At 63.5% G+C, this 14103-nt stretch carries 12 protein-coding genes and 1 tRNA gene; 8 read left to right on the top strand and 5 right to left on the bottom strand.

All coding sequences use genetic code 11. The features are described from left to right. Positions 1 to 3: 3 nt before the first annotated feature. The 8 genes from atpG to B5G12_RS04010 all read left to right on the top strand — a co-directional run bounded on the left by atpG (position 4) and on the right by B5G12_RS04010 (position 8979). Positions 4 to 918, top strand: a complete 915-nt coding sequence (atpG, locus tag B5G12_RS04045) for an ATP synthase F1 subunit gamma (RefSeq protein WP_087323988.1) — start codon at positions 4 to 6, stop codon at positions 916 to 918. A 5-nt stretch (positions 919 to 923) separates the two neighbouring features. Continuing rightward, complete coding sequence (gene atpD / locus B5G12_RS04040) at positions 924 to 2327, top strand: F0F1 ATP synthase subunit beta (protein WP_087230693.1); 1404 nt, start codon at positions 924 to 926, stop codon at positions 2325 to 2327. Next, positions 2327 to 2755, top strand: coding sequence for an ATP synthase F1 subunit epsilon (gene atpC / locus B5G12_RS04035; RefSeq protein WP_087323986.1), 429 nt, complete (start codon positions 2327 to 2329; stop codon positions 2753 to 2755). The genes atpD and atpC overlap by 1 nt, the downstream gene beginning before the upstream one ends. Positions 2756 to 2882: 127 nt before the next feature. After that, positions 2883 to 4421, top strand: a complete 1539-nt coding sequence (locus tag B5G12_RS04030) for a DUF5046 domain-containing protein (protein ID WP_087323984.1) — start codon at positions 2883 to 2885, stop codon at positions 4419 to 4421. A gap of 19 nt (positions 4422 to 4440) precedes the next feature. Then, entirely contained in the window at positions 4441 to 5418 is a 978-nt protein-coding gene (locus B5G12_RS04025) for a PstS family phosphate ABC transporter substrate-binding protein (protein WP_087323982.1), read from the top strand. Between the two features lie 284 nt (positions 5419 to 5702). Then, positions 5703 to 7364, top strand: a complete 1662-nt coding sequence (locus B5G12_RS04020) for a formate--tetrahydrofolate ligase (protein WP_204245655.1) — start codon at positions 5703 to 5705, stop codon at positions 7362 to 7364. A gap of 254 nt (positions 7365 to 7618) precedes the next feature. Continuing rightward, positions 7619 to 8305: a PAQR family membrane homeostasis protein TrhA gene (gene trhA / locus B5G12_RS04015; RefSeq protein ID WP_087323978.1), complete on the top strand. Its 687-nt coding sequence runs from the start codon at positions 7619 to 7621 to the stop codon at positions 8303 to 8305. 158 nt (positions 8306 to 8463) lie between these two features. Further along, entirely contained in the window at positions 8464 to 8979 is a 516-nt protein-coding gene (locus B5G12_RS04010) for a transporter (protein WP_144064092.1), read from the top strand. Between the two features lie 110 nt (positions 8980 to 9089). Here B5G12_RS04010 and B5G12_RS04005 read toward each other — a convergent pair. The 5 genes from B5G12_RS04005 to B5G12_RS03985 form a co-directional block, all read right to left on the bottom strand. After that, positions 9090 to 9166 (bottom strand) — tRNA-Met (locus B5G12_RS04005). A 127-nt stretch (positions 9167 to 9293) separates the two neighbouring features. Beyond that, positions 9294 to 10346, bottom strand: a complete 1053-nt coding sequence (locus B5G12_RS04000; RefSeq protein WP_087230711.1) for a DUF4349 domain-containing protein — start codon at positions 10344 to 10346, stop codon at positions 9294 to 9296. Then, complete coding sequence (locus tag B5G12_RS03995) at positions 10333 to 10821, bottom strand: RNA polymerase sigma factor (RefSeq protein WP_087323976.1); 489 nt, start codon at positions 10819 to 10821, stop codon at positions 10333 to 10335. The genes B5G12_RS04000 and B5G12_RS03995 overlap by 14 nt, the downstream gene beginning before the upstream one ends. Before the next feature lie 581 nt (positions 10822 to 11402). Next, positions 11403 to 12545: a Gfo/Idh/MocA family protein gene (locus B5G12_RS03990; protein WP_087323974.1), complete on the bottom strand. Its 1143-nt coding sequence runs from the start codon at positions 12543 to 12545 to the stop codon at positions 11403 to 11405. A gap of 16 nt (positions 12546 to 12561) precedes the next feature. Further along, on the bottom strand, positions 12562 to 13968 hold the full coding sequence (locus tag B5G12_RS03985; RefSeq protein WP_087323972.1) for a S41 family peptidase: 1407 nt from the start codon (positions 13966 to 13968) through the stop codon (positions 12562 to 12564). Between the last annotated feature and the right edge of the window lie 135 nt (positions 13969 to 14103).

Raw genomic sequence — 14103 nt, 5'->3', positions numbered from 1 at the left:
GCCATGGCAAGCACCAAAGAGATCAAAGACCGGATCGAGAGCGTTCGCCAGACCCAGAAGATCACCAACGCCATGTACCTGATCTCCTCCACCAAGCTGCGCCGCGCCCGGGAGGACCTGGCCCATACCCGCCCCTATTTTGAGGCGCTCCGGGCCGAGATCAAGCGGATCTTCCGCACCTCCAGCGACATCCAGAACCGGTACTTCTACCCGCCCCATGAGGACGACATCAAGGGCGGGCCCTATGCCTGCCTGGTCATCACGGCGGACAAGGGCCTGGCCGGCTCCTACAACCAGAACGCCGTCAAGGAGACCATGCATATCCTGGCCGACCACCCGGGCACCAAGCTGTTCGTGGTGGGCGAATACGGGCGGCACTACTTCAACCAGCACCAGATCCCCATCGAGCAGAGTTTTCTCTACACGGCCCAGAACCCCACCCTGCAGCGCGCCCGGGAGATCAGCGCCATCCTGCTGGACGGCTACAACAAGGGCCTGTGGAAAAAGATCTATATCGTCTACACCGATATGGCCAACAGCCTGTCCTCGGCAGCCCAGAGCACCCGCCTGCTGCCTTTCCACCGGGCCCACTTTGCTTCCACCGACGAGGATCACGCCTCGGACAGCTTTGAGTTCATGCCCGATATGGCCACCGTGCTGGACAACATGATCGAAAGCTATATCTCGGGCTTTATTTACAGCGCCCTGATCGACAGCTTCTGCAGTGAGCAGAACGCCCGCATGACCGCCATGGACTCGGCCAACGAGAACGCGCAGCGGCTGCTGGACGAGCTGTCGCTGCAGTACAACCGGGTGCGGCAGTCGGCCATCACCCTGGAGATCACCGAGGTGTCGGCCGGCGCCAAGGCCCAGCGGCATAAGCGCGAAGCGGCCCGCAATGCACGAAAGGATGTGTGACCCACTTGAATACAGGTAAAATCGTACAGGTCTCGGGCCCTGTGGTGGACGTTGCCTTCGGCACGCCGCCCCTGCCCCATATCCGCGAGGCGCTGACCGTCACCGTCGGCGGCAGCCAGCACGTGATGGAAGTCTCGCAGCATTTGAACGACCACACCGTCCGCTGCGTCATGCTGGCCGCCAGCGAGGGCCTGGCCCGCGGCATGGAGGTGCAGGCCCCCGGCCACACCATCCAGGTGCCGGTGGGCGAGGCCGTGCTGGGCCGTATGTTCAACGTGCTGGGCCAGCCCATCGACGGGGGCCAGCCCGTACCGGCCGATGTGCCCGTCAAGAGCATCTACCGCAAGCCCCCTCCCTTTGAGGAGCAGAACCCCGCCGTTGAGATCCTGGAGACCGGCATCAAGGTCATCGACCTGCTGGAGCCCTACGCCAAAGGCGGCAAGATCGGCCTGTTCGGCGGCGCCGGCGTAGGCAAGACGGTGCTGATCCAGGAGCTGATCTACAACATCGCCACCAGCCACAACGGCTATTCCATCTTCACCGGCGTGGGCGAGCGCAGCCGCGAGGGCAACGACCTGTGGCGCGAAATGAACGAGAGCGGCATCGCCGACAAGACCGCCCTGGTCTTTGGCCAGATGAACGAATCCCCCGGCGTCCGTATGCGGGTGGCTTTGTCGGGCCTGACCATGGCCGAGCACTTCCGAGATGAGGAGCACAAGGATGTGCTGCTGTTCATCGACAACATCTTCCGCTTTGTCCAGGCCGGCAGCGAGGTATCCACCCTGATGGGCCGGATGCCCTCCGCCGTGGGCTATCAGCCCACCCTGGCCAACGAAATGGGCGAGCTGCAGGAGCGGATCACCTCCACCAAGGACGGCTCGGTCACCTCGGTGCAGGCCGTCTACGTGCCCGCCGACGACCTGACCGACCCCGCCACCGCCACCACCTTCACCCATCTGGACGCCACCACCGTTCTGAGCCGCAAGATCGTGGAGCAGGGCATCTACCCCGCCGTGGACCCTCTGGAGTCCACCTCCCGCATCCTGGAGCCCGACATCGTGGGCGAGGAGCACTACCGGGTGGCCCGCAAGGTGCAGGAGATCCTGCAAAAGTACCGCGAATTGCAGGACATCATCGCCATCCTGGGCATGGATGAGCTGAGCGAGGAGGACCAGAAGATCGTCAGCCGCGCCCGCAAGGTGCAGCGCTTCCTGTCCCAGCCCACCCATGTGGCCGAAAAGTTCACCGGCATCCCCGGCGTCTACGTTCCCCTGAGCGAGACGGTCAAGGGCTTTGCCGCCATTGTGGACGGCCAGATGGACCAGTACCCCGAGGCTGCCTTCTTCAACGTGGGCACCATCGAGGAAGTGCCCAGAAAAGCCGCCAAGATCGAGGCAGGTGAGCTGTGATGAACACCTTTCATCTGCGTGTGCTGGCCTCGGATGACCTGTTCTTTGAAGGCGAGTGCGACAATCTGGTCGTTCCCTGCCCCGACGGCTCCTTTGGCATCCAGGCCCGGCACGCCAACATGATCTCGGCCGTTTCCCCCGGGGAACTGCGCTACCGCCCTGCCGACGGCGACCAGGCCGGCCAGGAGCAGATCGCCGCCGTTTCCTCGGGCCTGGTCAAGGTGGAGAACAACGACGTGCTGGTGCTGGTGGATACCGCCGAGCACCCCGAGGAGATCGACGCCAACCGGGCCCGCCGAGCCGCCGACGCGGCCAAAGAGGCCCTGCTGCAAAAGCGCAGCATTCAGGAATACAAGGTGGCTCAGTACAACCTGGCCCGCGCCATGAGCCGGCTGCGGGTGCACAGCGACTTTGAGAACCGCCGCTGACTGCTTTTCTTCCCCCGTCCTTTGCAAGGGACGGGGGATTTTTTGCTTTTGCTGCAATCTTTTGCCTGCAAGGACCGTATTCAAGATAGAAAGTTCCCTTGTCGATGATCCAAGAGAGGTGATCCGCATGAGATATGCAAGGTTTTTCGTTCCGGCAGCCTGTCTGGCGCTGGCAGGGGCCATGCTGGCGGGGTGCGCTCCCACCGTCCAGCCCGCCCCTTCTTCCAGCGGCGGCAGCAGCAGCCAGACCCCCGATCCCGCCCCTGCGGCAGACAGCCGCCTGGACGATGGGGTGCTGCGCTTTCTGGGCGCCTTTGAAAATTATGGAGGCGGCACCTTGCTGCAGGGCGATCGGGTGATCTACCGCGCCACCCCCGCCGAGTCCATCAGCCTCTTGTACGATGTGGACACCGGCGCCCAGGCCGGCTGGCTGCTGGCCACCAACGATCCCGACGGCACCCGGCGCACCGAGGTCTATGACACGGAGGGGGATCTGCTGTGGTCCGGGCCGGGGAACTACGCCGCCTCCATCTCCCGGCAGCTGCTGGCCCTCTCTCCCGGCACCCTCTACGACGGCAGCGGCATCGGTTCGGACAGCGGCGGCCCCAAGCTGATCCGCCTGTCGGACGGCGCCGAGCTGCCCCTGCCCGCGGGAACGGTCAGCTGCTATATGGTATACGGTGGCTATACCGTCGTCAATGTACCCGGCAGTGCCCAGGAAGCGGACGGCTACACCCCCACCAACGCCATCCTGCTGGGGCCCGATGGTTCCCAGCTGCAGGTGTTTGAGAACTGCTCGGTCTATGAGCCCGGCTACGAAGGGTCGGACGGGTGGCTCTGCGTCCACCCCTTCGGCCAGAGCAGCATCCACCTCTACCGCCCCGCAGACGGCGCGGTGATCGAGGGCTACCGGAGCTTCTGCGGGGACGGCTATGTCTGCTGCGAGGCGGGGGACGGCCGCTATTACGTCCGCTCGGTGGATGACCCCACCCCTCTGGCCGACTATGGCTCCTCCTGCCTGCTCTATCAGCCCGGGGGCCTCACCCTGCTGGGCTACGACGAGACATCCAACGCGCCTTTGCTGGTCATGCCGGACGGCGTCACCCACCCTTTGCAGGATTTCGGGTCCTATGTCATCGAGGAGGACGGGATGGGCTTTCTGCTGGCCGACGGGACCCTGCTGCTCTACGGCCCCGACGGCAGCCAAACGTCCTTCGCGGTGAAGGCCCAGCCGGGCTCCACCCTGACCCTGGCCTCGCTGGACAGCGGCTATGCCCTGCTGCTGGGCCATGACAGCGACTACAACCTGGTGGAAATGCAGATCTGGAACGAGAACGGCCTGCAGGCGGGTTCCTATGCCCCCAGCGGACTGGGATATGAGTATTCCTCTGTCTATTACCTGGCCACCGGCCCCGACGGCCCCCTTTACGCCGCGCTGCGGCAGGGCATCGGCGGCAGCTGGCTGTACGACGTCCTCGACCACACCGGCCAGCCGGTCCTGAAAGGCCTGGCCAGCGTGGTCAGCGGCAGTGTCGCAAGCCTGCCCGAGGGCTGCTTTATGGCCCGGCGCGGCTTTGAGCAGGGCTTTATGGACGCCGAGGGCCAGTGGCTCTATCATGAAAGCATCTTTGACGCCGTAGGGGACGAAGACCCTGCCGCCTGGTGAACACAAGGAGGTATATGCCATGACCGATCGACCCATCCTTTCCCGACGCAGTTTTCTGGCCGCCCTGGGCCTGACCGGGGCCGCCGCCCTGCTGGCAGGGTGTGGGGGCAGCCCCGTTTCTTCTTCCAGCGAGGCACCCGCCTCCAGCGAAGCGCCCGCCTCCAGTGCGGCTTCCAGCCAGGTGGAGCCCGACCCCTTTTTGACACCGGAGGAGTTCCCCGGGCTGGACGGCAGCACCGCCTGCATCCCCCTGATGGCCCAGATGATGGCCGACACTACCGGCATCGATTTGGCCGAGGCCCAAAGCGCCGTCACGGTCAGCACCACCGCCTATGCCTGGGAGAACCTGGCCGTCTACGACTCCATCTATGTGCAGATGCTGCTGGTCTATGAGGCGCCCGACTATGTCAAAGACGAGATGGAACAGGCCGGCATCCCCCTGGAACAGAAGGCCGTGGGCCGGGACGCCCTGGTCTTTATCGTCAACCAGGATAACCCTGTCCAGGGCCTGACGCTGGACCAGCTGCGGGACATCTACGCGGGCCGCGTCACCAACTGGAAGGAGCTGGGCGGGGCGGACAGCCCCATCGTCGCTTTCCAGCGGGGCGAGGACAGCGGCAGCCAGACCCTGTTCAAAAAGCTGCTGATCGGGGACGGCGAACTGATGGAAGCCCCCACCGAGCTGGCCCCCGCCGCCATGGGCGAACTGGTGGACCGGGTGGCCGAGTACAACAACAGCGCCAACGCCATCGGCTTTTCGGTTTACTATTACATCGACCAGATGTACAGCCAGCCGGGGCTGCGGCTGCTGGCCGTGGAAGGGGTGGAGCCCTCGGCCCAGACCATCGCCGACCAGAGCTACCCTCTGTGCAACGACTTTTATGCGGTCATCCGCGCTTCGGCAGCTGCCGACAGCCCCGAACGCCAGCTGTATGACTGGCTGTCCACCTCGGCGGGGGCGGCCTGCATCCGGAAAGCCGGCTATGTACCGGCCTGAAGCGGCAAGGTACATCCGCCCTTTTGACTCGAGCCGCCAGAGGGCTTTGGAAACATGCCCAAGAAATCCTGCCGGTTTGCCTTGACAATACCCGCCTGTCTATGTTATTCTTAGCAGGCAAGGAAACCCTGCCGCGCTGACGGAAGATGAAGGGCCGCGGCCCTTCTTTGTGGAGCGCAACCACATGCGGGCAGGGCAGATCAAAGCCGACCGTCTGGGCAGCCTTGCGCGGCATGAGCCGCGCAGCGCTGCCTTTTTGTTTTGCCAGCAAAGGAGAATGCAAGATGAAGTCCGACATCGAGATCGCCCAGGAGGCCGTTCTGCGCCCCATCACCCAGATCGCCGCTCAGCTTGGCCTGGAGGAGGACAACGTCATCCCCTACGGCCGCTACAAGGCCAAGATCGACCATCACCTGGCCGAAAAGCCCGGCAAGCAGGGCAAGCTGATCCTGGTCACCGCCATCAGCCCCACACCCGCCGGCGAGGGCAAGACCACCACCAGCGTGGGCCTGGCCGACGCCCTGTGCGCCCTGGGCAAAAAGACCATGCTCTGCCTGCGGGAGCCTTCGCTGGGTCCCGTGTTTGGCATCAAGGGCGGCGCCGCCGGGGGCGGCTATGCCCAGGTGGTGCCCATGGAGGACATCAACCTCCACTTCACCGGGGACATCCACGCCATCGGCACCGCCAACAACCTGCTGGCCGCCATGATCGACAACAGCATCCAACAGGGCAACCCCCTGCACATCGATCCCCGGCGCATCACCTGGAAGCGCTGCATGGACATGAACGACCGCCAGCTGCGGTTCATCGTGGACGGCCTGGGGGGCAAGGCCAACGGCACTCCCCGGGAGGACGGCTTTGACATCACGGTGGCCAGCGAAGTGATGGCCATTTTCTGCCTGGCCTCCAGCCTGCACGACCTGAAAGAGCGCCTGAGCCGGATCGTCTGCGCCTACACCTACGACGGCCAGCCGGTCACCGCGGGGCAGATCGGCGCAGCGGGGGCCATGGCCGCCCTGCTGAAGGACGCCATCGACCCCAACCTGGTGCAGACGCTGGAGCACAACCCCGCCATCATCCACGGCGGGCCCTTCGCCAACATCGCCCACGGCTGCAACAGCGTCATGGCCACCCGGCTCAGCCTGGCCCTGGCCGACTATGTGGTCACCGAGGCGGGTTTTGGCGCCGACCTGGGCGCCGAAAAGTTTCTGGATATCAAGTGCCGGGCTGCGGGCATCGCTCCCTCGGCCTGCGTGCTGGTGGCCACCGTCCGGGCACTCAAGAGCCACGGCGGCGTAGCCAAGGCCCAGCTGAATCAGCCCGACCCCGACGCCGTCCGGGCCGGCCTGGTCAACCTGGGCCGCCACATCGAGAACATGAAGGACAATTTCGGCCTGCCTGTGGTGGTGGCGGTCAACGCCTTCCCCACCGACACCGCCGAGGAGCAGGCCATCGTGGCGGATTACTGCGCCGGCCTGGGCGTCAAATGCGTCCTGAGCGAAGTCTTTGCCAAGGGCGGCGAGGGCGGCAAGGCCCTGGCCCAGGCGGTGCTGGACAGCATGGAGGACCGTCCCATCCACTTCACCTATCCCCTGGAGGCTTCCCTGCGGGATAAGATCGGCGCGGTGGCCTCCAAGATCTACCGTGCCGACGGGGTGGACTACACCCCCGCCGCCGCCAAGACCCTGGATGAGCTGACCGCCATGGGCTATGGCAGCCTGCCCGTCTGCATCGCCAAGACCCAGTACAGCTTCAGCGACAACGCCAACCTCAAGGCCGCTCCCACCGGCTTCCGCCTGAACGTCCGGGAGGTGCGCCTGGCCGCCGGTGCGGGTTTTGTGGTGGTGATCTGCGGCAGCATCATGACCATGCCCGGCCTGCCCAAAGTCCCCGCCGCCGTCAACATCGACGTCACCGACGACGGCAGGATCACCGGCCTGTTCTGAGTTTTTCCTCCTTCTTTACCATAAAAAGGCCCCCGTCCTTTGGGACGGGGGCCTTGCTGTAAGTTAGACGTAGTTTTCCAGCGGATTCCCTCCGGCAGGGGAATTTCGCACAATTTCCTCCTTTTCTCCTCTTGACACCAGCTCCATTGTGATGTATATTACCTTGTATCAAGTTTTTCAAAAACTTATAAAACGCTTACAACAACCTTTCCTGTCCGGCAAATCCGGGAGAGAACCGAAAGGATGATTCCATTATGAGTACCTCTGCCGCCTGTCCCCGCCGCCGCCACCTCCTCTATATCAAGGACCCGGCCAGCGCCATCACCCACTTTATTGCAGCCATCGGCTTTGGGGGCGCCAGTGTGCCCCTGCTCATCAAAGCCTGCCAGACCGGCCGGCCCCTGGCGGTGTTCGCCATGGCGGTCTATGCCGCCAGCCTCATCGCGTTGTATGCGGCCAGCACCGCCTATCACACCGTGGCGCCCGGCAGCGCCCACGAGCCTCTGCTGAAAAAGATCGACCACATGATGATCTTTGTGCTGATCGCAGGCAGCTACACCCCGGTCTGCCTGCTGGCTCTGCCCACCTTTGTGGGCGAGCTGCTGCTGGCCGTCATCTGGGGCTGCACCATTTTGGGGGTATGCTTCATGTTCCTGCTGGTGCACTGCCCCAAGTGGATCTCCTCGGTGCTGTATATCGCCATGGGCTGGGCCTGCATCTTTGCGCTGCCCCAGCTGCTCAGCTGCCTGTCCCCTGCCTGCTTTGGATGGCTGCTGGCCGGCGGCCTGCTTTACACGGCGGGCGGCGTCATCTACGCCTGCAAGCACCCCGGCTTTGAGCGGCGCCACCCCAACTTCGGGATGCACGAGATCTTCCATCTGTTCGTGATGGCGGGCAGCTTGTGCCACTATATCGTCATGTACGTCTATATGCTGGGCTGAACGCCCGCTTCTGCCGCTGCGGCCTCCACAGGCTGCGGCGGCTTTTTGTTTGGTATCCGCTCTTGTATCCCAGCCCGGACCATGGTATTATTAAAATGTACATACAGCGCACCCGCTTTTGTGTCCAGCCCATTTTTCCACAGAAAGGATGTTGCACCATGAAGGAAAATGTTTCCCGCCCGGCGCGCAGCCGCCTGCGTCGCACCGAAGAACGTCTGAAATACATCCTGCGAGAACAGGTCGCCGAGCTTGCCAGCCTGCTGGAGGTGGTCATCTCGGTGCTGGTGCTGCTGGGCCTGCTCATCAGCGCGGTGCCGGTAGCCCGGGAGATGCTGTCCCTGTGGAGCAGCGGCAGCACCGACGCCTTCCAGACCTTCCTGGGACACGCCTTCAACCTGGTCATCGGCATCGAGTTCATCAAAATGCTGTCCAAGCACAGCCCCGGCAGCGCCCTGGAGGTGCTGCTGTACGCCATCGCCCGCAATATGATCCTGGGCCATGGCTCCACCATGGACAACCTGCTGGGCGTATTTTCCATCGGGCTGATCTTCGTGATCCGGAAATTTCTGTTCGTGCCCTCCTTTGGCTCCAGCCGGCCGGGCAGTGAAGTGATCCGCCCTTCCGTTCCCGCCGCACCGGACACCAAGGCCCCGGATGACGCCCCTGTCCCCTGACCATCCCGGCGCCGTTTCAACGCAAAACACCTGCCGATGCTTTTCCACATCGGCAGGTGTTTTTGGCACAAAAAGAAATATGACCGGCTGGATACAACCGGTCATATTGGTGGTTGCGGGGGCTGGATTTGAACCAACGACCTTCGGGTTATGAGCCCGACGAGCTACCGGACTGCTCCACCCCGCGCTATCTTTGATCTGCACCCTTCGGCTTTGTTTGGAAGCCGTATCGCTTGGTGCTCCATTATAATAGCACAGGGCGGGGGAAATGTCAATAGATTTCGGAGAAATTTTTTGGCAGAGTCGCCAGAAGGTCATCTGCGGCGGCGGCGCACGATCACCACCACAGCCACGACAGCCGCCACCAGCAGCACCACAGGCCACAGGCCCGCCAGCAGCACCAGGACTGCGGACGCCCCATGGATGAAGTTCTGCCAGCCTTCGGCAAAGGCTGTGCCCAGCCGCTCCAGGAAGGAACCGCCGGTGGGGGTGTATGTCTCCACCTCCTGCAGGGTGACAGTGACGGTGCAGCTGGCGATCTGGTCGTCGTACCAGTCCAGCTGGCCCTGCCAGCTCTCCAGCTGATACTCCACGTCGGACAGCTGGGCTTCGATGTCCAGCAGATCGGACAGAGTGGCGGCGCTGGCCTGCAGCTCCCGCAGGCGGTCCCGCTGGCCTTCCAGGTTGGCGATCCGGCCGGCCACGTCGGTGTACTGGGCTGTGACATCGTCAGCCCGCTGGTACTTGTTCACCAGGCTGCCGGTCTGGCCCGCCGCCTCCAGAAAGCTCTCGTAGTTGGCTTCGGGCACCCGCAGCGTCATGGACAGGGTGCGGGCTTCGCCGGTGTAGTTGGATTCGCTGCTGCTCTCCATCCAGCCGCCGGCGTCGGCCAGGGCCTGCTCCAGACTGGCGCGGGCCCCTTCGTAGTCTTTGGTCTCCAGGGTCAGGTCTGCGGTGTAGATGATCTTGTCCCCGGCCAGGGCGCTCTCGGTGCCGGCGGCACTGCGGGCCGCAAGGTCACCGTTGGCCATGTCCAGGCCATAAGTAGCCATCTGGGGCGCGCTGGCCAGGGCCGTACTGGACGCCGCGCCGCCAGACCGGAGGCTCATGGTATCGATGCCGCTGCCTGCGGGGCCAAGGGCCTGCAGGCCCACCACGGCCACTGCCGCACAGGCCGCGATCCCGGCGGCCCACCGCTTCCAATGGGGAAAGCGGACCGCCCTGCCTTTGGTCTTTGTGTCTTGGGATACGGGGGTATGGGAAGTGCTCTGGGGCTGGGGTTTGGGCTGCATGGCAAGCAGACGGGCTTTCAGCTCATCCGAAGCGTGCAGCTGGTCTACCTCCATTTTGTATTCAAACCATTTCATCCTCGATCTCCTCCTCCAGCATGGTATGTAGAAGGGCCCGCGCCCGATGCAGCCAGCTCAGCACCGTGTTGGTGGGCGCGCCCAGCATCCGTCCGATCTCCGCCGCCGTGTACCCTTCGTAATAGTGCAGATAAATGGCGTTGCGGTATTGTTCGGGCAGGGCGCGCACCGCCTCCAGCACACTGCCGTCGGCGGCCGCGGGGGCCGGCATGGTCTCATCCAGGGGCACATCCTTCTGGCTGGACGCCCGGGTCAGGTCGTGGCAGCGGTTGATGGCCACTCGCAGCAGCCACGCCTTGAGATGTTCCTCACTGGAAAAGCCGCCGCGATATCTCAGCAGCTTTTCAAAGACGTCCTGGACCACGTCCTCGGCATCGGCGCTGCTGCTGCAATGATGCACCGCAGCGCGATACACCGTATCGCTGTATTTTTCCACCGCAAGGCGGAATACTTCTTCCTGACTGATACGCCACATAGTTGCTCCTTTGCCGGCATTGCAGGCCCTTTCACCTGAGATACGTTTCGCCATTGGCAAAAATTGCATCCGGGCTGCCGGTCTTTTTATCTTAACAGCCATTGGCTGCCTTTTACTTTGATGCAGTCCTATTGTACCATGCCCGGCGCCAAAACAAAAGCCCTATTCCGGCCCGGGCGGCTGAAAAGAACTGGAAGCCCGCACAAAAAAACCCGGCAGGCTATCAAAAAAGTCTCGTCCAGCCGACATGTGCGGATGGACGAGACACATACAGGGAAATTTGGCGCTGAGAGTGTGCGAGGCCGTAAGGCCGAGTGCGCGGTTCAGCGCTAAATTTTGTCCCCAGGGACTGCGAAGCTGAGGCGCGTCCTGCGGACGAAACAGCCGAAGCGGAGCAGGGGCAGCGGTCTGCTTTTTGCAAGCCCGCTGCGACGGGCGCAGCAAAAGCAGGGAACCGCAACCACCAGGGGGAAGGAATTTCTGTCCCGCGGCTGCGGGCAGAAATGGGTTCCCCCTGGAGCGTGGCGCTTTTGCGACACGCTGAACCCGGCAGCAGAGCCTGCCGGGCGCGGATGGGCGGTTTAAAACTGCCGCCGCCAGTTTTCTTCAAAAGCACGCTCAAAGGTGCTCTCCTCTGCGCTGCCGGGCGCCGGGATCTCCACCGTCTGCCCCGTCCAGGAGGACAGGTAGATGGCGTTGGACAGCAGCAGGCTCTTGCGGCCCTCCTCCCAGGGGGCCAGCAGATCCTCAGGGCGGCCGGCCGCCACTGCCCGCGCAAAATCCGCCAGCACCACCCGGTAGGCCTCGGGCTCTTTCTCCATGGGCCGGTCTTCCCAGTGGGCGGCGGGCTTCTCAAAGCCGGTGCCTGGAGCGGTGCGGTATTCCATCTCGGGCTTGTCCAGCCGGGCGATCCTGACCCCGTCGGGCTGGCAGAGGATCAGGCCGTCGTCCAGGGCGATCTCCAGCCGGTTGACCCCCGGGGCTTCCCCGGTGGATGCCACAAAGACGCCGGTGGCCCCGCCCGGCCACTCCAGATAGGCGGTGGCCTCATCCTCCACCGGGATGGGATGGTACTTGCCGTTGTGGCAGAACGCACGGGTGCGGGCGGGCATACCGCAGATCCACTGGAGCATATCCAGGTTGTGGGGGCACTGGTTGAGCAGAGTGCCGCCCCCATCCTTTTCCCAGCTGCCGCGCCAGCCGCTGCCTGCGTAGTAAGCGTTGGAGCGGTACCAGTCGGTCACCGTCCAGCTGACCCGCTTGAGCTTGCCCAGCTCGCCGCTGCGCACCAGCTGGCGGATCATCCGGTAGGTGGGGAACGTGCGCTGCTGGAACACATACCCGCACACCAGCCCTGCGGGGCGGGCCTGCTCCATCCGGCGGGCCGCCGCGCTGGCGATGCCGGCGGGTTTGTCGCAGAGCACGGCCAGCCGCCGCTGCATGGCGTCCACTGCCTGCTGCTCGTGCAGGCGGTGCGGGGTCGCGATGATCACCGCGTCCAGGGCCAGCTCTCCCCGGTCCACCGCCGCAAACAGGGCGTCCGCAGTCGGATAGACCGGCAGCCCCGCCGGCAGCACCAGCCCCCGGGCGGCCAGCATCTCGGGCCGCACCCGGGTGACAGCCGCCAGTTCCATACCGGGCACCTGCCCCGCCGCCAGCAGAGCCGCATACTGGCTGCCCATATTCCCCATGCCGATGACAGCCGTACGGATCGATCCTTTCATGGCAAACGCCTCCTTCTTATGCGGCCGGGCTGGCTGCTTCGCCTTCGGTCTGCACCGCGCCCAGGTTTTCCATCAGCTTGACGGCCAGCTCCTCCGCCTCCCCGGCAGGGACCCAGAGGTCGGGCTGATAGCCGCGCAATTCCTCGTAATAATCCCAGTCCTGGGGCACTTCAAACAATCCGTGCCCCATCGTCACAACACACCCGCTGTTGGGCAGTTGGACATGATAGGCAGCCGACGTCACCTGCGCTCCCCAGGTATTTTCTCCGATGAAAAGGACATTTTCCACATTGTGCGCCATATCCACAAACGTCTCTGCCGCCGACGCAATATTTTTGCTGGTCAGGACGATCAGTACACGGTCGTTTTCGATCCAGCCGTCCTCGGCCCCGCTCCCACCGGAAAAGACATTCATCAAATATTGGTTCCTGTACATGGGACGTTCTGTATCCGTATAGGTATACTGACGCAGCCATGTGTTCCCTACGCTATCCGAGCCGCCCAGATTGGCCCGCAGATCCACGATCCCTACCGGATATCTCGCAACCATGATGGCGCCCGCTGCGATCTCGTCCATAGCGCCATCGTAACAGGAATCGATCGTAAATACCGGGATCTCTCCGTCCTTGTGGTATTCGGTAATGGCATCCCCTTCGATCTGCGTATTGTACCGCTCGAACGGCTCGGCGGTCAGGGTCTGGGCGCTGCCATCGGCATAGTGGATGGTCAAGGTCACGTCGCCGGCCTGGAGCCCGTCCTCTTCGAGCAGGATAGGATAGTAGACGATCTCCCCTTCCGGTGAGATGGAACGTTTGAACAGCTCGTCCAGATCCTCGTACCCATCCACCGACGCCACCCGCTTGCCATCCTCACGGATGTAGCCGTCCTCCATCCGGTAAAAAGCCGACTCGCGGAAAAAGAAAGGGACTTTCCACGGGTTTGGTCTCTGGCCGTTGACCGCAAAATGCCCATCCTCAAAAAATCGCAGCCCTTCCAGCAGAAGGTCTTGCACTTCGGCGGCGGTCCAGCTCTCTTTTTCCTCCAGCCGGGCCTGCAGTTCCGCCTTATGCCGGCCGAATGTCTCGTCCCCGCCGAAAAAATCGTAAGGGCCGTACAGGGTACGGAACGCGTCGAACAGGTATTCCATATCCTCCGCGGCCTGGGCGGCAGTCACCACGGCGTCCGGGTCAAAGGCCGTCTGCTCGCCGCCGGTAAAGTAGTCCACCGTTTCCTCATCCGGCGCCGGACGTGTCCTATATTGGCTCGCATCCACCTGCGGCTTGGTCACCGCCTGATGGGCGGCGTTGGTCTCGGCCAGCAGCTCGTCCATGGTGGGCTGGGGCGGCAGATCCGGGGCCGAAGCGCAGCCCGCCAGCAGGCAGGCCGCCAGGACCAGGGCACAGCTTTTTATGAATCCGTTCACATTGCATTCCTCCTTTTTGACGTAGGTGCCGGCAAGAAACCGGTACGATCCCAGTATAGCACGGCGGCTGGCCCACTGACAAGCGAGATGCAGTGAACAGGCGGTTTTGCCTTCAAACCGACAAGGCTTTCCTGT

The organism is Faecalibacterium sp. An58, assembly GCF_002161515.1.
GTDB lineage: Bacteria > Bacillota > Clostridia > Oscillospirales > Ruminococcaceae > Faecalibacterium > Faecalibacterium avium.
Note: the sequence above shows the minus strand (reverse complement) of the source record. Positions and strands in the feature narration are given on the sequence as shown.